General features: G+C 62.1%; 21 protein-coding genes. 11 read left to right on the top strand and 10 right to left on the bottom strand.

The features are described 5' to 3' along the window. The first annotated feature begins 84 nt into the window (after nucleotides 1-84). A complete protein-coding gene (locus tag AT959_RS00060; protein WP_066879085.1) occupies nucleotides 85-396 on the top strand; it encodes a hypothetical protein in 312 nt (103 codons plus the stop codon). A gap of 118 nt (nucleotides 397-514) precedes the next feature. Here AT959_RS00060 and AT959_RS00065 read toward each other — a convergent pair whose 3' ends face one another. The 3 genes from AT959_RS00065 to AT959_RS00075 form a co-directional block, all read right to left on the bottom strand. Next, nucleotides 515-1,504, bottom strand: coding sequence for a hypothetical protein (locus tag AT959_RS00065; protein ID WP_066879088.1), 990 nt, complete (start codon nucleotides 1,502-1,504; stop codon nucleotides 515-517). Nucleotides 1,505-1,887: 383 nt separating this feature from the next. After that, nucleotides 1,888-4,263, bottom strand: coding sequence for a phosphoenolpyruvate synthase (ppsA, locus tag AT959_RS00070; RefSeq protein WP_066879091.1), 2,376 nt, complete (start codon nucleotides 4,261-4,263; stop codon nucleotides 1,888-1,890). 33 nt (nucleotides 4,264-4,296) lie between these two features. Then, on the bottom strand, nucleotides 4,297-5,073 hold the full coding sequence (locus AT959_RS00075) for an FCD domain-containing protein (RefSeq protein WP_066879094.1): 777 nt from the start codon (nucleotides 5,071-5,073) through the stop codon (nucleotides 4,297-4,299). Between the two features lie 175 nt (nucleotides 5,074-5,248). On the opposite strand from AT959_RS00075, the gene AT959_RS00080 reads away from it, so the two are divergent. The 10 genes from AT959_RS00080 to ppsR all read left to right on the top strand — a co-directional run bounded on the left by AT959_RS00080 (nucleotide 5,249) and on the right by ppsR (nucleotide 19,199). Continuing rightward, nucleotides 5,249-6,031 carry a (Fe-S)-binding protein gene (locus AT959_RS00080; RefSeq protein WP_066879097.1) on the top strand — a complete coding sequence of 261 codons (783 nt, stop codon included), beginning with the start codon at nucleotides 5,249-5,251 and terminating at the stop codon, nucleotides 6,029-6,031. Continuing rightward, the gene (locus tag AT959_RS00085; protein ID WP_066879101.1) at nucleotides 6,028-6,699 is read left to right on the top strand and encodes a LutC/YkgG family protein; all 672 of its coding nucleotides are present in this window, start codon (nucleotides 6,028-6,030) and stop codon (nucleotides 6,697-6,699) included. The genes AT959_RS00080 and AT959_RS00085 overlap by 4 nt, the downstream gene beginning before the upstream one ends. Continuing rightward, on the top strand, nucleotides 6,696-8,138 hold the full coding sequence (locus AT959_RS00090) for a LutB/LldF family L-lactate oxidation iron-sulfur protein (RefSeq protein WP_066879103.1): 1,443 nt from the start codon (nucleotides 6,696-6,698) through the stop codon (nucleotides 8,136-8,138). The genes AT959_RS00085 and AT959_RS00090 overlap by 4 nt, the downstream gene beginning before the upstream one ends. Nucleotides 8,139-8,739: 601 nt before the next feature. Continuing rightward, a complete protein-coding gene (locus AT959_RS00095; protein ID WP_066879108.1) occupies nucleotides 8,740-11,508 on the top strand; it encodes an FAD-binding and (Fe-S)-binding domain-containing protein in 2,769 nt (922 codons plus the stop codon). A 74-nt stretch (nucleotides 11,509-11,582) separates the two neighbouring features. Then, a complete protein-coding gene (locus tag AT959_RS00100) occupies nucleotides 11,583-12,029 on the top strand; it encodes a universal stress protein (protein ID WP_066879111.1) in 447 nt (148 codons plus the stop codon). Nucleotides 12,030-12,125: 96 nt separating this feature from the next. Continuing rightward, a complete protein-coding gene (gene ppc / locus AT959_RS00105) occupies nucleotides 12,126-14,888 on the top strand; it encodes a phosphoenolpyruvate carboxylase (RefSeq protein ID WP_066879114.1) in 2,763 nt (920 codons plus the stop codon). Nucleotides 14,889-15,029: 141 nt separating this feature from the next. Then, a complete protein-coding gene (locus tag AT959_RS00110; RefSeq protein ID WP_083518116.1) occupies nucleotides 15,030-16,538 on the top strand; it encodes a CHASE2 domain-containing protein in 1,509 nt (502 codons plus the stop codon). Further along, nucleotides 16,535-16,897 carry a hypothetical protein gene (locus AT959_RS00115; RefSeq protein ID WP_066879116.1) on the top strand — a complete coding sequence of 121 codons (363 nt, stop codon included), beginning with the start codon at nucleotides 16,535-16,537 and terminating at the stop codon, nucleotides 16,895-16,897. Before AT959_RS00110 ends, AT959_RS00115 begins: the two co-directional genes overlap by 4 nt. After that, nucleotides 16,894-18,339, top strand: coding sequence for a M48 family metallopeptidase (locus tag AT959_RS00120; protein ID WP_066879117.1), 1,446 nt, complete (start codon nucleotides 16,894-16,896; stop codon nucleotides 18,337-18,339). Before AT959_RS00115 ends, AT959_RS00120 begins: the two co-directional genes overlap by 4 nt. Before the next feature lie 41 nt (nucleotides 18,340-18,380). After that, nucleotides 18,381-19,199 (top strand): posphoenolpyruvate synthetase regulatory kinase/phosphorylase PpsR, encoded by an 819-nt coding sequence (gene ppsR, locus AT959_RS00125; RefSeq protein WP_066879118.1) that lies wholly within the window; start codon nucleotides 18,381-18,383, stop codon nucleotides 19,197-19,199. A 3-nt stretch (nucleotides 19,200-19,202) separates the two neighbouring features. Here ppsR and AT959_RS00130 read toward each other — a convergent pair whose 3' ends face one another. From AT959_RS00130 to AT959_RS00160, 7 genes are read right to left on the bottom strand one after another with little or no spacing between them, the layout of a single operon-like run. Continuing rightward, a complete protein-coding gene (locus tag AT959_RS00130) occupies nucleotides 19,203-19,973 on the bottom strand; it encodes a TrmH family RNA methyltransferase (RefSeq protein WP_066879121.1) in 771 nt (256 codons plus the stop codon). Beyond that, nucleotides 19,970-20,560, bottom strand: a complete 591-nt coding sequence (gene rnhB / locus AT959_RS00135; protein WP_066879124.1) for a ribonuclease HII — start codon at nucleotides 20,558-20,560, stop codon at nucleotides 19,970-19,972. Before rnhB ends, AT959_RS00130 begins: the two co-directional genes overlap by 4 nt. Continuing rightward, nucleotides 20,548-21,696, bottom strand: a complete 1,149-nt coding sequence (gene lpxB / locus AT959_RS00140; protein ID WP_066879127.1) for a lipid-A-disaccharide synthase — start codon at nucleotides 21,694-21,696, stop codon at nucleotides 20,548-20,550. The genes rnhB and lpxB overlap by 13 nt, the downstream gene beginning before the upstream one ends. Further along, nucleotides 21,696-22,466, bottom strand: coding sequence for an acyl-ACP--UDP-N-acetylglucosamine O-acyltransferase (lpxA, locus tag AT959_RS00145; RefSeq protein WP_066879130.1), 771 nt, complete (start codon nucleotides 22,464-22,466; stop codon nucleotides 21,696-21,698). Before lpxA ends, lpxB begins: the two co-directional genes overlap by 1 nt. A 1-nt stretch (nucleotide 22,467) precedes the next feature. Next, nucleotides 22,468-22,902, bottom strand: coding sequence for a 3-hydroxyacyl-ACP dehydratase FabZ (gene fabZ / locus AT959_RS00150; protein WP_066879133.1), 435 nt, complete (start codon nucleotides 22,900-22,902; stop codon nucleotides 22,468-22,470). A gap of 4 nt (nucleotides 22,903-22,906) precedes the next feature. After that, entirely contained in the window at nucleotides 22,907-23,929 is a 1,023-nt protein-coding gene (gene lpxD, locus AT959_RS00155; protein WP_240481653.1) for a UDP-3-O-(3-hydroxymyristoyl)glucosamine N-acyltransferase, read from the bottom strand. A 20-nt stretch (nucleotides 23,930-23,949) separates the two neighbouring features. Further along, entirely contained in the window at nucleotides 23,950-24,456 is a 507-nt protein-coding gene (locus AT959_RS00160; protein ID WP_205629801.1) for an OmpH/Skp family outer membrane protein, read from the bottom strand. Nucleotides 24,457-24,462 lie beyond the last annotated feature (6 nt).

Raw genomic sequence — 24,462 nt, forward strand, 5'->3', positions numbered from 1 at the left:
AAGCCCTCAACCTTGGGCCCTGTCTGGCCGTTAATAGCAGTACGGAAGCAGTTTTCCGGACTCGATCAATGAAGGAGTACCACCATGATGCAGCTCACCCAGACCGACCTCAGTACGCTTGAAGCCACCGCGACAACCGCCGCGGCGTATCTGGATGCCTGCGACAGTGGTGCGAAATTCGTCCGCCTGGACCCGACCTATTACCAGGCCTGCGGCCGCCTGCTGCTGCTCATCTTTTCCGCGACTGATGCCAACAGATCCTTCCCCAGCCTGGTCAAGCAGTCGGCCGCCGCCCGCGACGCACTGGAATCGGTCGATATCGGCCGCCACATCGAACTCAGCCGCCTGGCCTACTATCCGCAACTGAGCGTGATCCTGAACCGGGCGGCGGCCTGATGCGGGGGCAACACACCGCATGCAAAAAGGCCGGGATCGCTCCCGGCCTTTTTTACTAGTTCCTGCGGTCGACCGCTGAAATCAGGTCTTTTTGAAACAATGTTGAAAAACCGCCAATTCATCCGACGCCGTGAGTCGCGTTGTAATTGGCCAAGGCCTTGGCCACCTGGCCGCTCGGCATCGCCGGGTCACCCTGACCGAATTCGGCCTGCAAGGACGCCATGTTGGTATCGATGTAGCTAATGACACGCGACAGATTGTCCAGACGATTGGCGATGAAGTTGCCGGCTGAATTCAACAACTCAGCGGCCTTTGCGAAATTGGCGGTGAATTCGTGCAGCGCGCCGATTGCAGCCGTCTTGTTGTTGGTCAGCGCGGCATCCAGCCGGGCGTTATCCAGTGTCGCCAGCTTGGTCAGCGGATCGATGCTCAGACCGAGGTCAGCCATGCCGTGCAGGCCATCCTTGGCACCATTGAATGGATTGGCGATGCTCTGCTCAAATTCCCACTGCGACACCTTGGCCGCCTGCGTGCCAGCCAGCAAGCCGCCATCCTGCAACTCGCTGCCAAAGCGCTGCATCCAGCCATTGTAGGCATCGGCAAATGCCTGCACTCGGCCACGGACCTCTTCGCCGCTGCTCAAGGCATCGGTACCGCCCAGCTTGACCGCCTCCTGCTGTAGCGTCGATATGTAGGATTTCATGTCGCCCATTTCGGACGACTCGGCCTTGTAAGTGGCGGCTTTGGTGTTGATCAGCGTCATCATTTGATAAGCCGACTCCGGGTCGAACAAAGCCATGTTGCGTCCCGGAGCCGACACGCCATTCACGCTCGCGGCATTGCCCAACATCTCTTCCAGAGAGGAAGTGCCGGCCGTTTTGCCGAGCCCGAGGATATCGGCAAAGCTTGCCGCCCCCGACACCTTGCCGGAACCGAGCGCCGACGAGACCAGCGAGCCGACAGTTTGTGCTTCAAGATTGGCCATCTGCAACTTCAGCGCGGACGAGAAGTCCACCGCCCCAGCCGAGCCAGCCGCCGGCGTCGTCGCCCTGTCACCCAAGAGTTTTGAGAAATCGAAACCGTTGCTGTTAATTCCATTGACCGACATATCGCCTCCAGCTGTTTAGAAGGCCAAAGGCCCTCGTCCTGCTTCAGGTCCAATTACCAGCAACAATCACACCTGTCTGTTGCATCGACTTGGATCGTAGCGGAGCAAAGCCAAGCTTCCCGGCCGGACCCGCTTGCGGCACAGGGAATCCAGAGATTCGGCTACATACCGAGCAAAATTCTGACAGTCAATGATAGACCTGAGCGCAGCCCGCGCGTTCCCTGCAAGGCTGGCAATTTCTACCGAGCCGGGAGGTACCGGGCAAAATATCAGTCAATTCAAACGCCACTGCCTCCCCCCCCGATTTTAAACCCTAAAAAAGAAGGCCGGGATCGCTCCCGGCCTTCTTAACTTCTACGCATTCCTGCGGTCGACCGTAGCAATCAGGCCTTTTTGTGACCGGCCAGACGGGTCCAGGTATCGACCACGGTATCCGGATTCAGGGAGATCGAGGAGATACCCTGGTCCATCAGCCATTCGGCCAGATCCGGGTGATCGGACGGGCCCTGACCGCAGATGCCGATGTACTTGCCGGCCTTGTTGGCAGCAGCGATGGCCATGCCGAGCAGCATCTTGACGGCCGGATCGCGTTCGTCGAACAGGTTGGCGACCAGACCGGAGTCACGGTCCAGACCAAGGGTGAGCTGGGTCAGGTCGTTGGAGCCGATCGAGAAGCCGTCGAAGATCTTCAGGAAGTCTTCGGCCAACAGCGCGTTGGACGGGATTTCGCACATCATGATCAGCTTGAGGTCGTTTTCGCCCTGCTTCAGGCCGTGTTCGGCCAGCAGATCGACGACGGCCTGGCCTTCGCCGACGGTACGGACGAACGGCACCATCAGTTGCACGTTGGTCAGGCCCATTTCTTCGCGGACCTTCTTCATGGCGCGGCATTCCATCTCGAAACAGTCGCGGAAGGACTGGGCGATGTAACGCGAGGCACCACGGAAGCCGAGCATCGGGTTTTCTTCTTCCGGCTCGTAGAGGTCGCCGCCGAGCAGCTTGCGGTACTCGTTGGACTTGAAGTCGGACAGACGGACGATGACCGGGTTCGGCCAGAAGGCGGCGGCGATGGTGGACACACCTTCAACCAGCTTCTCGACGAAAAATTCCTTCGGCGAAGCGTAGCCACGGGCACGGCGCTTGATTTCGTCGCGCTTCGAAGCCGGCAAGCGCTCGACGTCGAGGATGGCCTTCGGGTGGATGCCAATGACGTTGTTGATGATGAACTCGACGCGGGCCAGACCGACACCGGCGTTCGGCAGCTGGGCGAAATCGAAGGCCAGTTCAGGGTTGCCGACGTTCATCATGACCTTGACCGGGACGTCCGGCATGGCCGAAATGTCACGCGAGGTGATTTCGAAGTCGAGGCGACCGCGATAGACGTGGCCGGTATCGCCTTCGGTACAGGAAACCGTCACTTCTTCGCCTTCGGTCAGCGTTTCGGTGGCGTCACCGCAACCGACGATGGCCGGGATGCCCAGCTCGCGGGCGATGATCGCGGCGTGGCAGGTGCGGCCGCCACGGTTGGTGACGATGGCGGAAGCACGCTTCATCACCGGTTCCCAGTTCGGGTCGGTCATGTCGGCGACCAGCACGTCGCCCGGCTTGACCTGGTCCATTTCCTTCGGGTCCTTGACGATGCGGACCGGACCGATACCGATCTTCTGGCCGATGGCGCGGCCGGAGGCGAGCACCTTGGAGAACTGCTTGAGCTTGAACTTCTCGACCTTGCCGGCGCCAGTCTGCGACTGCACGGTTTCCGGGCGGGCCTGCAGGATGTAGAGCTTGCCGTCGACACCGTCCTTGCCCCATTCGATGTCCATCGGGCGACCGTAGTGCTTTTCGATGATCATCGCGTAGCGGGCCAGCTCCATGACTTCTTCGTCATTGATGGAGAACTGGTGGCGCAGGCTTTCTTCGACATCCTCGGTGATCACCGACTTGCCGGCCATCTTTTCGGCCGAGAAGGTCATCTTGATCATCTTCGAACCGATGTTGCGACGGACGACGGCCTTCTTGCCGGCAGCCAGCATCGGCTTGTGCACGTAGAACTCGTCCGGATTGACGGCGCCCTGGACGACGGTTTCGCCGAGGCCGTAGGAAGAGGTGACGAAGACGGCATCACGGAAGCCGGATTCGGTGTCGAGGGTGAACATGACGCCAGCGGCGCCCTTGTCGGAGCGCACCATGCGCTGGATACCGGCGGACAGTGCGACATCGGCGTGGATGAAGCCCTTGTGCACACGGTAGGAAATGGCGCGGTCGTTGTACAGGGAAGCGAAGACTTCCTTGATCGCGTGCAGGATGTTTTCCAGGCCGACGATGTTCAGGAAGGTTTCCTGCTGACCGGCGAAGGAAGCGTCCGGCAAGTCTTCGGCGGTGGCGGAAGAGCGCACGGCGAAGGACATGTCGGCGGAGGAGTCGGCCACCAGGCGCTGATACTGCTCGGTGATGGCGATGGTCAGTTCCATCGGGAACGGGGTTTCCATGATCCACTGACGGATCTCGGCGCCACAGGCAGCCAGGGCATTGACGTCTTCGACATCGAGGGCGTCGAGGGCGGCGTTGATCTTGTTGTCCAGACCGCTCTGGGCCAGGAAGTCGCGGTAGGCCTGCGCCGTGGTGGCAAAGCCGCCCGGTACGCGCACGCCGGAATCAGCCAGCTGGCTGATCATTTCGCCGAGGGAAGAATTCTTGCCGCCGACTTGCTCAACGTCGGTCATGCGCAGCTTTTCAAAGGGAATAACCAGGGGCTCCATGCGGATTCCTTTCAGTGGGTCAAATTAAAACGATTAAACAGATAGGGAAGGTGAAAACTCGGTATTCAGACGGCGCTCGGCCGTTTCGCGGCGGGCGGCGGAACGCAGCGACTGGGCCAGCGTCTCGCGGACGAAGTCGATATGCGTCTCGGCAGCAGCCCGGGCGGCTTGCGGCTTGCGCTCGGCAATCGCCTTGTAGATCGACTCGTGCTGGCTCATCAGCAATGAACTGGCGGCCGGGATGCCTTTCAGTTCGCCGAGGTTGAGGCGGATGTTGTCGTGCATCAGGCGCAGCAAGGCGGCCGACATGTGGCCGAGCAGCGCATTGTGGGCGGCATCGCCAATCGCCTGGTGAAAGGCGATATCGGCGGCCGAACGCTTTTCGGTGTCGTCGCTGGCGAAAGCGTCGCGCAAGGCGCTGAAGGTTTGTTCGAGGCGCTGCAGGTCGGCATCGGTAGCCCGCTCGGCGGCCCAGGACGCAGCCTGGCCTTCCAGCATGTGACGAAACTCGAGCATGTCCTCGCGCAGGTTCGGGTGGTTACCCAGCATGTCGCGCCAGGGATCAAAGAAGGTAGAGTTGAGACTGTCGGTGACGTAGGTACCGCCGCCCTGTTTGCTCTGCACCATGCCTTTCGAAGCCAGCTTCTGGATTGCCTCGCGCAACGAGGGACGGGAAACGCCGAATTCGGCGGCCAGTTCGCGCTCCGGCGCTAGTCGGTCACCCGGCTTCAAGGAGCCTTCGAGGATGCGACGCTCCAGCGATGCCGCAACGGCATCGGATATACGCGGAACCTGCACCTTGTTCGACATCGGTAAGACCACCTTGATTGGTAAGACCAACACATTCTAAACAGCGAATCGGTAATGCGCAAGCGTAGGGATTTCCCTATCGTGATTGACTAAGTATCGGTATTCACGTAAATTTTCACCCCATCAAGCATTGGTCTTACCAATGTACCGATAAATATTTAACGTCGGAGACACAATGAGCAGCCCAAAACCGGAAACCCCCAGGCCCAGCGACGTCTATTTTTTCGCCACCTGCGTCGTCGATCAGTTCTTTCCCGGCGCCGGGATGGATGCCATTACCCTGCTTGAACGCGAGGGCATCCGCGTGCACTTCCCCGAGGAACAGACTTGCTGCGGTCAACCGGCCTACACCAGCGGTTTTCCCGACGAGGCGCGCAAGGTCGCGGCCCTGCAACTGACGCTGTTCCCGAACGACTGGCCGGTCGTCGTGCCCTCCGGCTCCTGCGCCGGCATGATGAAGCACCATTACCCGACGCTGTTCGCCGGCGACCCGGTGCGCAAGGCCCAGGCCGAGGCGCTGTCGGGCCGGGTCTACGAATTCACCGATTTTCTGGTCAATGTGCTGAACTTCAAGCCGGAAGACAGCGGCAGCGACTGCACCGTCGTCCTCCACACCTCCTGTTCGGCCCGCCGCGAAATGGGCGTCCATCTGACCGGCCGCAAGCTGCTCGGCGATCTCGGCAAAGTCACGGTCGCCCAGCAGGACCACGAATCGGAATGCTGCGGTTTCGGCGGCACCTTCTCGGTCAAGCAGCCGGAAATCTCCGGCGCCATGGTCGAAGACAAGGTCAAGGCACTCAAGGCGACCGGCGCCGAACGCGTCGTCAGCGCCGACTGTGGCTGCCTGATGAACATCCTCGGCCACGCCGCCTGGAAGGACAAGCAGGAAGGCCGCGCTACACCGAGCCTGCCCGGCGAACACATTGCCACCTTCCTGCTGCGGAGGACCGCCAAATGAGCGCCCGTGATCGCATCCTGGCCAAATTGAAGGCCAACGCACCGTCGACTGCCGGCGAGCTGCCCAATGTCGCCGACTGGTACGCCACCCACCGCAGCGTCGAGAGTCAGGCCGACAAGGCGAAGCGCTTCCGCCACTTCATCGAACTGGCGCACGCCGAGGTCTATTCGGTGTCGCGCGGCGGGTGGCTGCAAAAGCTGTGGGAAGTGCTCGATGCCAAGCAGCTCGGCAAATTGTTGGTCGCTCCCGGCACCGCCCACGGCGAGCGGGCCGAGCGCGAACTGACGGCGTTGGGTATCGACTGTCCGAGCTACGGGCAGGCCATCGAAAACTGGAAACCGGCAATGTTCAACGAGACGCCGGCCGGCTTCACCGCCGCCCGCGCCGCCATCGCCGAGACCGGCACGCTGATTCTCTGGCCGGACGCCGACGAACCACGCCTGATGTCGCTGGTACCGCCGGTACACATCGTGCTGCTCGATGCTGCCAACATTTACAACACCTTTTACGAAGCCATGCAGACGGAAGGCTGGGCCAACGGCCTGCCAACCAATTCGCTGCTCATTTCCGGTCCTTCGAAAACCGCCGACATCCAGCAAACGCTGGCCTACGGCGCGCACGGCCCGAAGGAGCTGGTGGTCTTGATGATCGAGGACAACCTGCAATGAACGCCCCCCAGACCCCGCACGCCCTGCACTTCATGCCCTCCGAAGGCTTCCGCGCCCGCTCCAAGGCGGTCGTCGAGAATCCCTTCCTGCGCCAGAGCTTCCGTGGCGCGATGGATTTCCTGATGAGCAAGCGCGCCGCCCAGTTTCCGGATGCCGAGGAACTGGAAAGCCTGCGCAGCCTGGGCGAACGCATCCGCCAGTACAACCTGGCCAAGCTGCCCGACCTGCTGGTGCAACTCGAAACCAACCTGACCCGCAACGGCATTCAGGTCCATTGGGCGGAAACGCCAGACGAAGCCAACGCCATCATCCTCGGCATCTGCCAGAAGCATTCGACCAAGCTGATGGTCAAGGGCAAGTCAATGGTCAGCGAGGAAATCGAACTGAACCACGCCGCTGAAGCGGCCGGCATCGGCGCACTGGAGTCGGACATGGGTGAGTACATCGTCCAGCTTGCCCATGAAAAGCCGTCGCACATCATCATGCCGGCCATCCACAAGACCAAGCAGGAGATCGCCCAGCTCTTCGCCGACAATGTGCCGGGTGTCGACTACACCGACAACGTCGATGCGCTGATCCAGATCGGCCGCAATGTACTGCGCCAGAAATTTTTGGAGGCGGACATCGGCCTCTCCGGCGTCAATTTCGCCGTCGCCGAAACCGGCACCCTGTGCCTGGTCGAAAACGAAGGCAACGGCCGGATGTGCACGACGGCACCGCCGGTCCACATCGCCATCACCGGCATCGAGAAGATCGTCGAGAAGCTGGAGCATGTGCCGCCGCTGCTCTCGTTGCTGACCCGCTCGGCCACCGGCCAGAACATCTCGACCTACTTCAACATGATCTCCAGCCCGCGCAAACCGGGCGAGAAGGACGGTCCGGGCGAAGTGCACCTGGTACTGCTCGACAACGGCCGCAGCCAGGCCTACGCCGACGAGCAACTGCGAAAGACGCTGCAATGCATCCGCTGCGGCGCCTGCATGAACCACTGCCCGGTCTACACCCGCATCGGTGGCCACGCCTACGGCACGACCTACCCCGGCCCGATCGGCAAGATCATCTCGCCGCACATGCTGGGCCTCGAAGCGACCGCCACCATGGCCACCGCCTCCTCGCTGTGCGGCGCTTGCGGCGAAGTCTGCCCGGTGAAGATTCCGATTCCCGAATTGCTGATGCGCCTGCGCGAGGAATCGTTTTCCGAGCCGCACGCCAATCCGGTGATGCGTGGTCAGGGGGCGGGCTATAGCCGCCTGATGACTTCTATTTGGCGCGGCTGGGCGGCGGTTTATCGCTCGCCGGCGCTGTATGGGGCGGTAACCTGGTTGGGCAGCCGGTTTGGCTGGTTGATGCCTTCGAAGCAAGGGGCGTGGACGAGTGTTCGCGTGCCGTTGAAGCCGGCGCCGAAGCGGTTGCGGGATATGTTGAAGGAACGGGGCTAGTGTTTTCCCGGTTCGAACTTGGGGTTCCGCCTTGCTGGCGGGCGTACTTTTTCTTGCTTCGCCAAGAAAAAGTAGCCAAAAAGAAGGCGACCCCAGGTTACGCGGCCGGCGTTGCCGGCTCCCCTGTGCTACTCGCTACCGACGGGGGCTGCGGAACTCGGGCCTTTGGCCCTCAGACAGTCCTCGCCCTTTTTCCGTCGGCAGCTGCGTTGCTCGGCGCTCCACATGGGGACCCGAAAGGCGTCGCGGGACAACCACCAGCCGGTTTTCTTGATTGCTGCGGTCGACCGGGGAAAAAGCCCAAAAACCAAAACCACCACCCGAATACGGACGCTTTTCCGGGCCCCTTGCGAGGTGCCGAGCAACGCAGAAGCGCTGGGGGCATTCGGCGAGCACTGTTTGAGGGCCACAGGCCCGAGTTGCGCAGCCGCCCGGCGTTTCGAGTAGCGCAGGGAACCGGGCGAAGCCCGGCACCGACCCAGGGGTCGCCTTTTCTTTGCTTACTTTCTTTTGGCGAAGCAAAAGAAAGTAAGACGCCCCGCAAGGGCGGAACCCAACGCCAATCAAGCACCACCAAAAACCTAAACGAGACAAACCCGCAATGAGCGACCTGATCCAATCTCTCCGCCAGCACCTGCCCGAACAGCAGATCATCGTCGATGAACTTCGTCGCCTCGCCTACGGCACCGACGCCAGCTTCTACCGCCTGATTCCGCAGGTCATCACCGTCATCGAATCGGAAAACGACGCTAAAACGGTGTTGACCACAGGCAAGCGACACAACACCCCGGTCACCTTCCGCGCCGCCGGCACCAGCCTCTCCGGCCAGGCCATCACCAACGGCATCCTGGCCCTGATCGGCGAGGGCTTCGCGACGTACGAGCTGAACCAGGACGCCAGCAAGGTTCGCGTCGGCCCGGGCATCGTCGGCGGCGAAGTGAATCGCCGGCTCGCGCCGCACGGCAAGAAGATCGGCCCCGATCCGGCCTCGATCAACGCCTGCAAGATCGGCGGCATCGCCGCCAACAACGCTTCCGGCATGTGCTGCGGCACGGCCCAGAACAGCTACCGGACATTGGCCGGCCTACGCGTCATGCTCGCCGACGGCTCCGTACTCGACACCGAAGATCCGCTCAGCGTCGATGCCTTCACCAAGAGCCATGCCGTGCTGCTCGGCGAACTGGAGCGACTGGGCAGCGACACGCGCAACAACGCCCGGCTGGCCGAACGCATCCGCCACAAGTTCAAGATCAAGAACACCACCGGTTACAGCCTGAACGCACTGGTCGATTACGAACACCCAATCGACATCCTGGCCCACCTGATGATCGGCTCCGAAGGCACGCTCGGCTTCATCTCGCGCATCACCTACCGGACGGTGGTCGAAGATCCGTTCAAGGCCAGCGCGCTGGTTTTCTTCCCCGATATCCGCACCGCCTGCGAAGCGGTCATCCGCCTCAAGCCGCAACCGGTGGCCGCCGTCGAACTGCTCGACCGCCCGGCCCTGCACTCGGTCGAGAACAAGCCGGGGCTGCCGGCGATCATGCGCGAACTGGGCGAGGACGCCGCTGCGCTGCTGATCGAAGTCCGTGCCGCCACGGCCGAGGGCATCAATGAACGGATTGCTGCCGTTCATGCCGCCATGGCGGGCGTCGCCACCGTCGAGCCGATGCAGTTCTCGACCGACCCGGCCACCTGCGACATGTACTGGAAGGTGCGTAAAGGCACCTTCCCGTCGGTCGGTGCCATGCGCCGTACCGGCACCACCGTATTGATCGAGGACGTCGCCTTCCCGATCGTGTCACTGGCCGATGCCACGCTCGACCTGCAGGCCCTGCTCCGCCACCACGGCTACCACGAGGCGATCATTTTCGGCCACGCCCTGGAAGGCAACCTGCACTTCGTGTTCACGCAGGATTTCGGCGACCAGGCCGAAGTCGACCGCTACGCCCGCCTGATGGACGACGTCTGCGATCTGGTGGTCAAGAAATACGATGGCTCGCTGAAGGCCGAGCACGGCACCGGCCGCAACATGGCGCCCTTCGTCGAACTGGAATGGGGCAAGGAGGCGACCGAACTGATGCGCAAGATCAAGCGCCTGTTCGACCCGGACAACCTGCTCAACCCCGGCGTCATCATCAACGACAATCCGCAGGCCCACCTCGAAAACCTGAAGCCGATGCCGGCCGCCGAGGACATCGTCGACCGCTGCATCGAATGCGGCTTCTGCGAACCGCTCTGCCCCTCGCACCGGCTGACCCTCAGCCCGCGCCAGCGCATCGTCAGCGTCCGCGAACTGGCCCGTCGTGCCGCCGCCGGCCAGCCGGCCGGCGCCATTGGCGAGGACTACGCCTACATGGGCCTCGACACCTGCGCCGGCTGCGGCCTGTGCTCGACCGCCTGCCCGGTCGGCATCAACACCGGCGACCTGACCCGCCGCCTGCGCGGCCGCAAGCTGAGCGACACCAGTCGTGCGGTCAACGCCTGGACCGGCAACAATTTCGGCACCCTGGCCAATGCCTCGCGCCTCGGCCTGAGCGTCGGCCATGCCGTTTCCGGCGTGCTCGGCGACAATTTCCTGAGTCGCATTTCCGGCGGCGCCTGGAAGAAGAACATGCCGCATGCCGGCAAGGCCCCCGTTGCCCGGAGCAGCCAGGGCGACCCGGTGGTCTATTTCCCGACTTGCGGCAGCCGCATCTTCGGGCCGGCCACCGCCGGCGAAAAGCAGCAGGGCGATGTCATTCTCGAACTGCTGATCCGTGCCGGCTACGCACCGCGCCTGCCGGAAGGTTTCGACAAGCTTTGTTGCGGCCAGATGCTGGCCAGCAAGGGCATGGCCGAAGAAGCCGAAGCGATGTCGAACACGCTGGAAGCGGCGCTGATGGCGGCCAGCGACAACGGCCGCTACCCGGTGATCATGGACGCCAGTGCCTGCACGGCGCGCATGGTCGAGCACCTGGCCGGCCGCCTGCAACTCTACGACTTCCACGAATTCGCCCACGATGCGCTGCTGCCGCGCCTGCAGCTGACCAAGCAAGCCGGCCCGATCGCCCTGCACATCAACTGCAGCGTGCGCCGGACGGGCAGCGAGGCCAAACTGAAGAAGTTGCTCGCCGCCTGTGTCGAGCAGGTCGTCGAGCCGGCCGGCGTCAATTGCTGCGGCTTTGGCGGCGACCGCGGCTTCGTCGTGCCGGAACTGAACCAGCACGCCCTGCGCAAGATTCATGACGAACTGCCGGCCAATTGCGGCTGCGGCGTCTCGACCAACCGCACCTGCGAAATCGGCCTGACCGCCGAAACCGGCCGCACTTACCAGTCGATCGCATATTTGCTCGAACAATGCAGTCGACCGCAGGACATCGCATGTTGAGGATTTCCCTAACAGCGAAAACCCCGGTGGCTTGCTAAGGTACGCCCCATCCAACGAATTCAAGGAGAAGACCCATGTACAAAAAGATTCTGGTTGCCATCGACGACAGCGAAACCTCGGCCTGCGCCCTGAAGGAAGCCCTGCACATCGCCAAGACCAGCGGCGCCAAGCTTTACATCTGCCACGTTGCCGACGAAACGCTGATGGGCATGCACGGCCGCACCTTCACCACCTCGCTGAACATCGACAACGCGATCAAGGCCATCGCCGATGCCGGCCGCGCCCTGCTCGACGAAGCGATCAAGTCGGCCGACGGGGTCGACGCCGAAACCGTGCTCCTCGAAGCCCGCAATCGCCGGGTTTCCGAAACCATCGCCGACAAGGCCAAGGAACTGGGCGTCGACCTGATCATCATCGGCCGTCACGGTCAGCGCGGCCTGGCCACGCTGATCCTCGGCTCGGTCGCCGAACAACTGGCGAAAATCGCCGATGCCTCGGTGCTGCTCGTCCGCAAGCACTAAAGCCACCGGCTGCAGGACCCGCTGTGGCGGGAAAACGATGTTTCAAGCAACCAAGGATCCCCGCCTGGCCGGGGATCATTCATGATGGGATTCCCAATGCCTGACCGCGCCTCCGACACCAGCAAGGACGAACCGCTCCGCACCGATATCCGCCTGCTCGGCCGCATTCTCGGCGACACCGTGCGCGAACAGGAAGGCGAAGCCGTCTTCGACATCGTCGAGCGCGTCCGCCAGACCGCCGTCCGTTTCGCCCGTGACGGCGACCCGGCCGCCCGCGCCGAACTCGCCACGCTGCTCGATCCGCTGCCGGGCGACACGACGCAATCCGTCGTCCGCGCCTTCAGCTACTTCCTGCAACTGGCCAACATCGCCGAAGACGAGCATCACATTCGCCGGCGCCGCGCCCACGACCTGGCCGGCTCGCCGCCGCGCGAGGGCAGTCTGATTTTTGCCCTCGACGCACTGTCGACCGCAGCAGTGTCGCCGGAAGCCATCGCCGACTTCTTCGCCCACGCCGTCGTCGCCCCGGTGCTCACCGCGCACCCGACCGAAGTCCAGCGCCAGAGCCTGATCCGCAATCACCGCGACCTGGCCCGCCTGCTCGACCAGCGCGAACGCCTGCAGATGACGCCGGAAGAAGAGGCCGAGAACGACCACGCGATCGCCAATTCCATCCTCACCCTGTGGCAGTCGCGCATGCTGCGCCCGGTCCGCCTGAAGGTGCTCGACGAGGTCAAGAACGGCATCACCTATTTCAAGGAAACCTTCTTCACCGAACTGCCGCGCCTCTACATCCAGGCCACCCAGCAGTTGCAGAAGCGCTACCCCGAGAAAATCTGGGCCCTGCCGCCCTTCTTCCGTGTCGGCAGCTGGATCGGCGGCGACCGCGACGGCAATCCCTTCGTCACCGCCGAGATCCTGCGCGAAGCGCTGCGCCTGCAATCGGCCGCCGCACTCAGCCATTACCTCGACGAAATCCACGAACTGGGCGGCGAACTGCCGCTCTCCGACCTGCTGATCAAGGTCACACCGGAACTGCTGGCCCTGGCCGAACACTCGACCGACCATTCGCCGCAGCGCGCCGACGAGCCCTATCGCCGCGCCCTGTCCGGCATCTACGCCCGCCTCGCCGCCACCGCCCGCGCCCTCGACCATTTCGAGCCGGTCCGCCATGAAATCGGCCAGGCCGCCGCCTACGAGACGCCGGAAGCGCTGCGCGCCGACCTCAAGGTGCTAAACAATTCGCTGAAGCTGAACGGCAGCGCCGCGCTGGCCGGCGGCCGTCTGCGCCGCCTGCTGCGCGGCGTGCAGGTCTTCGGCTTCCACCTGGCGCCGATCGACCTCCGCCAGAACTCGGAAGTGCATGCCCGCAGCGTCGCCGAACTGCTGGCCGGGGCCGGCCGCTGCCCGGATTACGAAGCACTCGACGAAGCCGGCCGCATCAAGCTGCTGGTCGAGGAAATCAGCACGCCGCGCCCGCTCTATTCGCCCTACCTGAGCTACTCCGAAGAAACCCAGGGCGAACTGGCCATCTTCTTCGCCGCCCGCGAGCTGCGCCAGCGCTACGGTGCCGCCGCGCTGCCCAACTGCATCATCTCGAAGACCGACGGCGTTTCCGACCTCCTTGAACTGGCGCTGCTCCTCAAGGAATCCGGCCTGCTGCTGCCGGGCGCGGCACCGCGTCTCGACGTCAATATCATCCCGCTGTTCGAAACCATCGAAGACTTGCAGAAGAGCGCCGTCACCATGGCCGGCGTCTTCCAGTTGCCGGCCTACCGCGAACTGATCGCCGGCCGCGGCGACGAGCATGAAGTCATGCTCGGCTACTCCGACAGCAACAAGGATGGCGGCTTCCTGACCTCGGGCTGGGAACTGTACAAGGCCGAGATCGAGCTGACCCGCGTCTTCCAGCAATACGGCGTCCGTCTGCGCCTGTTCCACGGCCGCGGCGGCTCGGTCGGCCGCGGTGGCGGCCCGACCTACCACGCCATCCTGGCCCAGCCGGCCGGTGCAGTGTCCGGCCAGATCCGCCTGACCGAACAGGGCGAAGTCATCTCGACCAAATACGGCAACCCGGACACCGGCCGCCGCAACCTGGAAGTGCTGCTCGCCGCGACGCTGGAAGCCAGCCTGACCGACCACGAAAACCAGATCGAGCCGGCCGAGCAGTTCCATCCCGTAATGGACGAGTTGTCGGCCCGCGCCTTCAACGCCTATCGCGGCTTGGTCTATGAAACGCCGGGCTTCACGACCTATTTCCGCCAGTCGACGGTGGTGTCCGAAATCGCCTCGCTGAACATCGGCAGCCGCCCGGCTTCGCGCAAGGCTTCCGACCGTATCGAAGACCTCCGGGCCATTCCCTGGGTCTTCAGCTGGGCGCAATGCCGACTGATGTTACCGGGCTGGTACGGCTTCGGGGCTGCGGTCGACGGCTATCTGGCAGCCAATGCCGACGGTCTTGCAACGCTGCGCCGCATGGTCCACGCCTGGCCTTTCTTCAAGAGCCTGCTGTCGAACATGGACATGGTGCTTTCCAAGACCGACCTCGCCATCGCCTCACGCTATGCCGAACTGGTCAGCGACGTCGAGCTGCGCGAGCGCATCTTCAGCCAGATCACGGCCGAATGGGCGCTGACCAAAAAGCACCTGCTGGCCATTCTGGAGCAGGACGACTTCCTCGGCGACAACCCGATGCTGAAGCGTTCGCTGCAACTGCGCTCGCCCTACATGGACCCGCTGAATCACCTGCAGGTCGAATTGCTGAAGCGCCACCGGGCCGGCGACACCGACGAACGGCTGGCCCGCGGCATCCACCTGTCGATCAATGGCATCGCCTCGGGGCTGCGCAACAGCGGCTGACCGCGACGGACCGCCAGAGCCTCCCCCCCGGCGGTCTTTTTCGCCGTTTTGTCATTCTCAAAAAATGTCAAATCGTTTATTCTGTTCGGATTACAAGAAATATCACAAGAAACCTAAATCTCTGGGGAGGGAAACGGGTTCATGGTGTCATCCACGACTGCCCGTGTCTTGCGGGTATTGCTGCTGGCCGCAATCGGCTATGCGTTTTTCATTTTCCACGGCCTTTCCGAGCACCTGAATCCCTGGTCACAGGCCCTGATCAACGCTGCGGTCAAGCACGTATACGAAGACAAGGGGCAGCAGGACATTAGCGTGCTGCTGTTCCGCGAGGAAAATCTCGCCGACCTGAAAACCCATTATCCGGTCCCTTACCGCCTGCACGCCGACATCCTGGAAGCGCTGGCAAGCTACGAGCCACGCGCTCTGTTCATCGACTTCGCCTTTGTCGACAACCGCGACGAACGGGCTATTCGGGAACTCTCGGAAGCCATCTGCCAGTTGCGCGACGCTGGCACCAAGGTGTACTTGGCCGCCCCCATCGACAATGGCAAACTACCGCAGGTCGCCCCCGACCTGCTCGCCTGTGCTTCGCCCGCCATGCCCGAAATGGATGGCAAGACTGCCGAAAGCGGCATCCTGACCTATTTCCACGGCCGCCCAATGAGCAGAGGCTTCCTGCCGACGCCTGCCTTCGCGCTCGCCGCCGACCACCTTGGCATCGACCCGAAGCAGGCCGAGCACATGGAGATCGTCTGGGGCAAGGGCGTCGCGCCGCTGAACCGTAGCTGGATGGATTGCAAGGAAAAGCGCGGACTTGAACTGCTCGAGGAACTCCTGCACGAAAGTCCGTTGTCGGACAAACTGAGCTGCCCCTACCACCGTACGATCACCGTCAGCCACCTGCTCAATTCAGTCGGCGATGGCGATATCGAGCTCGCGCTGAGCGGCAAGACAGTGTTCTACGGTGCGGGCTTCCGCTTTACCGGTGACCGGGTGGAATCTCCGGTCTACGGCGAAATGCCCGGCGTTTACCTGCACGCCATGGCCTATGACAATCTGCTGAACTTTGGCGCCCATTACAAGCGGGCCGACCGCCTCGGCTGGCTGGTCAAAAGCATCGACGCCGTACTGCTGCTGATTGCCGCCTGGCTACTGGTCTTCCTGCCTGTGCCGGAAACCCCCGAAGCGGAATCGTTGCTGGAGTTCGTCCAGCACGCGAAGACAATCGCCATCGCACTGAGCCTCGCAGTGCCGATCATGGCAGTGGCGCTGGACAATGGCATCGATGCGGCCTGCCTCACCGGGGCGGCACTCTACGTCTTCGTCAGGGTAGTCCTGCAAAAGGACCGCGCCTTCCTGGTATTGGTCATTCTGACCCTGCTCACCTCCGCCCTCTGTTATTACTGGCTCGATCTCGGCCCGCGCAACATCCTGGCCTTCATCGCCTTCTTCGAGATCGTCGGTCACTACCAGGAAAAACTGGTGAAAAAGGCCAAGACATATTACGAATTTCGGACCGCATTCTTCTCCGGGCGATCCAGCGACCAAGAAGGTGCGGTCGACGAACGCCCGCTCTGGGACAAGATTCTGGGCCGCATTTTCTGGATTTTCCAAAACCCAGCCACCGAAACCAAGGAGTCAACGCCATGAAACGAGCCGCTGCATTCGTCGCCACCCTGCTGCTTGCCGCCGGAATCCAGGCTGCTTCGGCCGACGCCGTGAACGTCACCAAGCTGCGCCTATCCCGCGTCGTGCTCTTTGATGCCCCGAACGGCGCGCCCGTTGGCGAAATGCTGCGCGAGCAGTACGTGCCGGGCACTTGGACGGTCAGCGGACTGCCGGAAGCAGGCTTCGTACAGATCCGCGTCGATGGTAAGACTTTTTATGTGAAGAACAGCGCCATCGACACCGACAAGCGTATCGCTTCGAGTGCCGAATGCGGCGTCAAGGTTGCCGGAAAGGTCGAAAAGATCGGTGCTACCCGCGCCCTCGGCGAAGAATGCAAATGATGATCCGGTGCTACCTGCTGCTGGCCCTTGCCTTGGCACTCGCCGGTTGCGCCAGCCAGGGTGGCTTTTCCAAAGCTGGAATTCCGCTGCTGGACGCTCCTGGTAGCAAGCAACCAGTCCATACCCAGTTGGCACCGGGCAAGTACGAAGCCTCGATCATGGCCATCGGCAGCGATCACGACTTGGCTCGGGAACGCGGCCAGAACCTGGGCTTCGTCAACAACCGTGGCCTGAAAACCTGGCTGAAGGGGATCCGTGAACGCCTTCTGGCCGTCTCAGGCATCACCGACGTACCCGGCACAGTTCAGATCACCGCCAACACTACGTACGCAGCCTACGCCACCGCCGACGGCAACGTCATGATCTCGATAGCCTGGCTGACCGACATCGAATCCGAAGACGAGATCGCCGCGATCATCGCGCATGAAATCTCACATGTGTTATTGAAGCACCAAGCCACCGACGTCATCGGCCTGACCCAGAAGCGCCTGCAAAGCATGCATGAAATGCTGGTCGGGGGCCGGATGTCGGCCACGCGCGCCACGCAGCTCGGCAAAGCCGACAGCAAGGCGCTGCTTGCGGCGCAACTATCCGTCAAATTGGTGGACACGATAATCATGCCGGCATGGAACCGGCGCCAGGAAACCGAGGCTGACCTGCTCGGCCTTGATCTGATGATCAAGGCCGGCTATTCGCCGGAAGGCATGCAGGCGATGCTGGAACGCCTGCGTTCTTCGGAAAGAAAAAGCCGCCTCGCCGAGGAGGCGATGCAGCAGCGACTCAAGGAAATAGCAGCCCGTGACCCGGCCAAGGCAGTGCAGACGGCAATCGATACCTTCGTCTCCGAGCTAGCAAGCAAACACCCCGAGACCGACCAGCGCCTCGACGGCATCAGCGAGTACCAGGAGCGCCATTACGACTTGCTACAACCACCGAAGCTCACTATCACCACGCTGAAAAAAATCCGCACCACCCGTGACATCGGGCCTGTGCTCGCCAATTACCAGCATGTGGCCCGCGCCAAGAACCGCCTGGAACAAGGCAAGGTCAAAGAAGCCTATAGCGAAGCCGTGCTGGGCGCCCAGAAGCCCACCGCCATGGATGCCCTGCCCAACTGGATTCTGTGGAAAACTGCCGTCGCCTACGGTAAACAGCAGCAACACAAGAAAGCACTGGAAATCGCGCTGAATTCGCCGGAGCCGATCCCGGATATCTACAACGAGGTTATCCGCTACAACGAAGAACAACGCAATTACCAGGCCGCACTCGGTTTCGCCAACAAGGCCAGCGAAGTCTTCGGTGACGATCCCACGTGGACGCCGGTCCGCATCCGCCTGTTGACCCGGCTGGGACGTAAGAACGAGGCCCAGGGCCTGGTTCTGCAATGTAGCGTGAAAACGCCGCAGATCCGCAAGGAGTGCTACGACGCCACAAAGAGCTGATAGCGGCTATCATTGGCGGTTTGCCCATTGATCTGAAAGCAATGCCCAATCCCATCAAACGCACCGTATTTTTCGTGTCCGACGGCACCGGCCTGACCGCCGAGGCCCTCGGCCACAGCCTGCTGACCCAGTTCGAGGACGTCGAGTTCAAGCAGATCCGCATCCCCTTTCTCGACAACATCGCCAAAGCGCAGGATGCCGTCGCCCGCATCAACGCCCAGGGCGAGCTGGACGGCATGCGCTCCATCGTATTCACGACGCTGGTCAATCAGGATCTGGCCAGCATCGTGCACCAGTCGGATGCCTTCTGCCTGTCCTACTTCGAGACCTTCCTCTCGCCGCTCGAAGCCGAACTCGGCCAGAAGTCCAACCATACCGTCGGCCGTTCGCACGGCACGGCCGACAGTTCGGACTACAAGAAGCGGATCGAGGCGATCAACTACACGCTGGCCCACGACGACGGCATCACCGATCGCGATCTGGAAGAATCGGACGTCATCCTGGTCGCCGTCTCGCGCTGCGGCAAGACGCCGACCTCGCTCTATCTGGCCATGCAGTTCGGCCTCAAGGTGGCCAATTTCCCGCTGATTCCGGAAGACTTCGATCGCGGCCGCCTGCCCAGCACGCTGGAACGGCACCGCCCCAAGCTGTTCGGCCTGACCATCCAGCCGGAACGCCTGACGCAGATCCGCGAGGAACGAAGGGCCGCCAGCAAGTACGCCTCGCTGCCCAACTGCCGTTACGAGATTGCCGAAGCGGAAAAGATGATGCGCCGCGAAGGCATCCGCTGGCTCGACTCGTCGACCAAGTCGATCGAGGAAATCTCCACCACCATCCTGCAGGAACTGAAACTGCGCTGAGGCTTACGCCTGTTTGCGGCGCACCGCCTCGAACAGGCAGACGGCGGCTGCGGCAGCGACATTGAGCGACTCCACCGCGCCCGGCATCGGAATGCGAATTCTGAGCCGGGCCGCAGCGATCAGCGCCGGACTGACGCCCTGCCCCTCGGCCCCGAACACCCAGGCCAGCGGGCCATGCCAGTCGGCTTCGTACAGCGACGTCGAACCATCCAGACAGGTTACCGCCGTCGTTCCCCGGTAAGCCGCCATGAAACCGGCCAGATCGACATCTTCATGAATGGCCAGGGCAAAATGGGCGCCCTGCCCGGCGCGCAGGACTTTCGGCGACCAGGCGGCGGCACAGCCCGGCGCCAACAGCGCCTGCTTGATGCCGGCCGCCGCTGCGGTACGCAGGAGGGTCCCGACGTTGCCCGGGTCCTGCACGCCGTCGAGCAAAATGGCCTCTTTTTCGAGGTCGACCGCAGCAATCGAATTTGGCATCGCCGCCACCGCCAGCAGGCCGCTTGGCGTATCGACCAGACCGAGTTCGCGCATCAGCGCATCGGCCAGCACCACTGCGTCGCGCCCTTCGACGAAGCGGGCAACTTCACCACCGGCCAGCGCCGATTCGGCAACGATCAAAGTCTCGACAGGGCCGAATGCCGCCTCGTAAGCCTCGACCAGGTGCACGCCGTCGAGCAGCGTCTTGCCGGTTTTGCGGCGCTCGCGCCCCGATTCGGCCAGCCGTTTCAGCGCCTTGAAAAAGGCGTTGTCGCGCGACTGGATCAGCTTCATAACAGGGCCAGTTGCCTGGCGACCGGCCCGAAACTGCGGCGATGCACCGGCGAGGCGCCATGTTCCGCCAAGGCTGCGCAATGCGCCGCCGTCGGGTAGCCCATGTGGCGGTCGAAACCGTACATCGGGTACTGCGCATGCAAGGCCAGCATCTCGGCATCGCGCACCGTCTTGGCGAGGATCGAGGCGGCGGCGATCGAAGCGATCTTGCCATCGCCCTTAACCACGGCTTCACTGGGCATTTCCAGTTGCGGACAACGGTTGCCGTCGATCAGTGCACTGGTCGGCCGGACCGACAAGGCGGCGACTGCCCGCTGCATGGCCAGCATGCTGGCATGCAGGATGTTCAGGCGGTCGATTTCCTCGACCGAGGCCGACGCCACCGCCCAGGCCACCGCCCGCTCGCGGATCAGCACGGCCAGCGCGTCGCGCTTCTTCTCGCTGAGCTTCTTGGAGTCGTTGAGGCCGGCAATCGGCCGCAGGGGATCGAGAATCACCGCCGCCGCCACCACCGTACCGGCCAGCGGCCCGCGCCCAGCCTCGTCCACGCCGCAGACCAGGCCTGGCGGGATGATCAGTTCAGGCATTCGATAACCGCATTGGCGGCCTTCTCGGCGGTGTTCTGACGCAAGCGGTAATGAATCTCGGTAAATACGTCGGCGACCACCTCGGCGTTTTCCTTGTCCTCATAGAGCTTGACCAGCGCTTCCGCCAAGTTTTCCGGCGTCGCCTGATCCTGCAGGATTTCCGGCACCACTTCGCGGCCGGCCAGCACATTGGGCAGGCCGACGAATGGCTGGTAGGCCATCCGCTTCATGATCCAGTACGACAGCTTGGCGATCTTGTAGGTGATCACCATCGGCCGCTTGATCAGCGCCGCTTCCAGCGTCGCCGTGCCGCTCGCCACCAGCGAGACATCAGCCGCGCCGAGGGCATCCTGGGCATGCCCGAACAACAGCCGGAACGGCACCTCGCCTGCCTGCTGCGTGTAGATCGCCATTTCGAACTGCAGACGCGTTTCGCGCGTCGTCAGCGGCACGACGAACAGCGCATTCGGCAGGTAGCGCTCGCGGATGAGCTTGGCGGTCTGCACGAAGGTTTCGGCCATCATCGCCAGTTCGCCCTGACGACTACCTGGCAGCAAGGCAAAGATCGGGTAGTCGCGCGGCAGCGCCAGCTTCTCGCGGACCGCCAGTTTGTTGGTTTCGAGCGGAATGATGTCGGCCAGCGGATGCCCGACATAGGTCACCGGAATCCGCTCCTTCTCGTAGAGCGGCGGCTCCATCGGAAACAGGGCCAACACGCGGTTGACCGCCCGGGCGATCTTCTTGATCCGTCCGCCGCGCCAGGCCCAGATCGACGGGCTGACGTAATGGATGGTCTTGACGCCGGCCGACTTGAGGTCGGTTTCCAAGCCCAGATTGAAATCGGGCGCATCGACCCCGATGAAGATGTCTGGCCGGATGTCGAGCAGGCGCTTCTTCAGTTGCCGGCGAATCCCGGCGATCTCGCGGTAATGCTTCAGGGCATCGACATAACCCATCACCGCCAGTTTTTCCATCGGCCACCAGGCATCGAAGCCCTGCGCTTCCATGCGCGGTCCGCCGATGCCGTAAAACACGGCGTCGGGCAAGCGCGCCTTGAGGGCCGCAATCAAATGGCTGGCCAGGAGATCCCCGGAGGCCTCTCCTGCCACCATCGCAATCCGTACTGCGTTTCCCATCAGCGGATGATGCCGCGCTTGGACATTTCCAGGAAATCGACGAAGCGCTGAACGTCCGGCTGGGTCTTGGCAACTTCCGCCAGTTTGACCTTGGCCTCTTCCAGCAACAGCCCGGACTTGTAGAGCGTGCGATAGGCACGCTTCAACGAAGTCAGGGCCTCTGAGGTGAAGCCGCGCCGTTTCAGGCCTTCGACATTGATGCCGTAGGGCTGTGCGGTATTGCCGGCCGCCATCAGGTAAGGCGGCACATCCTGCAGAATCACGGTGCTGACCGCCGTCATGACGTGGGCACCGATCCGGCAGAACTGGTGCACGCCGGTGAAGCCGCCGAGGATCGCCCAGTCATCGACGACGACGTGACCGGCCAAGGAAGCGTTGTTGGCGAAAGTGACCTTATTGCCGACCTGGCAGTCATGGGCGATATGGACGTAGGCCATGATCCAGTTGTCGTCGCCGATCCTGGTGACACCGGCATCCTGAACGGTGCCCAGATTGAAGGTGCAAAACTCGCGGATCACGTTGCGGTCGCCGATTTCCAGGCGTGTCGGTTCACCGGCGTATTTCTTGTCCTGCGGCACTTCGCCGAGCGAGCAGAACTGGAAAATCTGGTTATCGCGACCGATCCGGGTATGCCCATTGATGACGACGTGCGGCCCGATCCGGGTGTTATTCCCGATCTCGACGTGCGGGCCGATAATCGAATAGGCGCCGATCTCGACATTGGCGCCGATCTTGGCACCCGGATCGATAATGGCAGTCGGATGAATCATCTCAGACGTCCCGCTTGGCGCACATCAGATTGGCTTCGGCGACAACCTGACCGTCGACCCGCGCTTCCGCCTTGTACTTCCAGATGCCGCGCATGTTGCGGACGATCTCGACGTGCAGGTGCAACTGGTCGCCCGGCATCACCGGCTTCTTGAAACGGCAGTCATCGATGCCGACAAAATAGAACACCGAATTGGCATCCGGCTTCGAGCCCATGGTCTTGAACGACAGGATGCCGGCCGCCTGGGCCAGGGCTTCCATGATCAGCACCCCCGGCATGACCGGATGGTGCGGAAAGTGGCCGACAAAGTACGGCTCGTTCATCGTGATGTTCTTGTAGGCGTGGATCGACTTGCCTGGTTCCACTTCCAGCACGCGATCGACCAGCAGGAAGGGATAGCGGTGCGGCAAGTGTTCAAGAATTTCGTGAATATCCATTTAATCAGCCCTCTATATCCGTATTTTTAAGTTTTTTCTCAAGTTCGGAAACACGCTCGGCCAGTTTCGCCAAATGGCGGATCTGGGCAGCGTTGTGCAACCAATGACTATGTTCTTCCAGCGGAAAAACGCTGGTGTATTGCCCCGGGCGGGTAATGTTCTTCATGACCAGCGAACCGCCGGAAATGACAGCGCCGGAAGCAATCGTCACGTGCCCGGCAATCATCGCCGCCCCACCGACGATCACGTTGTCCTTCAATTCGACGCTACCGGCAATCGCCGCACAGGCCGCCACGACGCAATTTTTACCAATGACGCAGTTATGGCCGATCTGAATCTGGTTGTCGAGCTTGCAGCCATCACCAATCACCGTATCGTCGAGCGCCCCGCGGTCAACCGTCGTACTGGCGCCGATTTCGACATCGTCACCGATCACCACACGACCGATCTGCGGAATCTTGACCCATTGCCCCTGGTCCGGCGCAAAGCCAAAACCATCGGCGCCGATCACCACGCCGGAATGGAGAATGGCATTACGGCCGATCGAACAGCCCGCATAGATAGTGACATTGGGGTACAACACACTGCCAGCGCCAATCCTGACGCCATCACCGATTACGCAGCCGGGATGAATGACTACCGAGTCACCGAGGATCACCCCGAGACCAATACTCGCATTCGCCCCGACACTGACGCTGGCCGGTATCTCCGAGCCACAAAATGCCGTCGGATGAACACCGGCAGCAGTCGCAACCCGGGGATTCAGCAGCGTCGCCAGCCGAGCATAATAAGCGTACGGATTGCGCGTCACGATACGCGGCAAATCGAGCCCATCGGCAAAGTCCGGTCCGACAATGACGGCCGACGCCCGTGTCGTCCGCAACTGGCTTTTGTATTTCAAATTGGCGAGAAAACCAATCTCTCCTTCACCGGCCGAAGCCAGCGTCGCTACCTGTCGAATCTGCGTTTTGGCATCGCCAAGCACATCGCCGCCCAGACGGGCGGCGATATCGGACAGCGAGAGCACAACACCCGCTGCGGCAGGCATTATTTGCCTTCGGCGAGTGCCTTGATCACGCGATCGGTGATGTCCAGCTTGGGGCTGACCCAGACGACATCCTGAAGAATCAGGTCATACTTGTCGGATTCGGCAATCTGCTTGATGGCCTTGTTGGCCTTCTCGATCACCGCCGCATTTTCCTCGTTCTGACGCAGGTTCAAATCTTCGCGGAACTCACGCTGCTTGCGCTGGAATTCGCGCGACAGCTCGCCAAATTCCTTCTCCTTGGCCCGACGGTCGCTTTCAGCCATCGTCACGGAGTTCTTTTCCAGATTCTCCTGCAGCCCCTGCAACTGCTTGGCCATGCGCTGCAAATCCTGATCGCGCTTGGCGAACTCACCTTCAAGCTTCTTGGCAGCCTTCTGAGCTGCCGGCGCATCACGGAAAATACGCTGGGTATTGACGTAACCAACCTTCAACTCGGCAGCAACAGCACCGGTCACAAACAGTGCGGACAACAACGAAGCGAGAACAATAGACTTAATTTTCAACATGACACT

Source organism: Dechloromonas denitrificans, from assembly GCF_001551835.1.
In the GTDB taxonomy this organism is placed as follows: domain Bacteria; phylum Pseudomonadota; class Gammaproteobacteria; order Burkholderiales; family Rhodocyclaceae; genus Azonexus; species Azonexus denitrificans.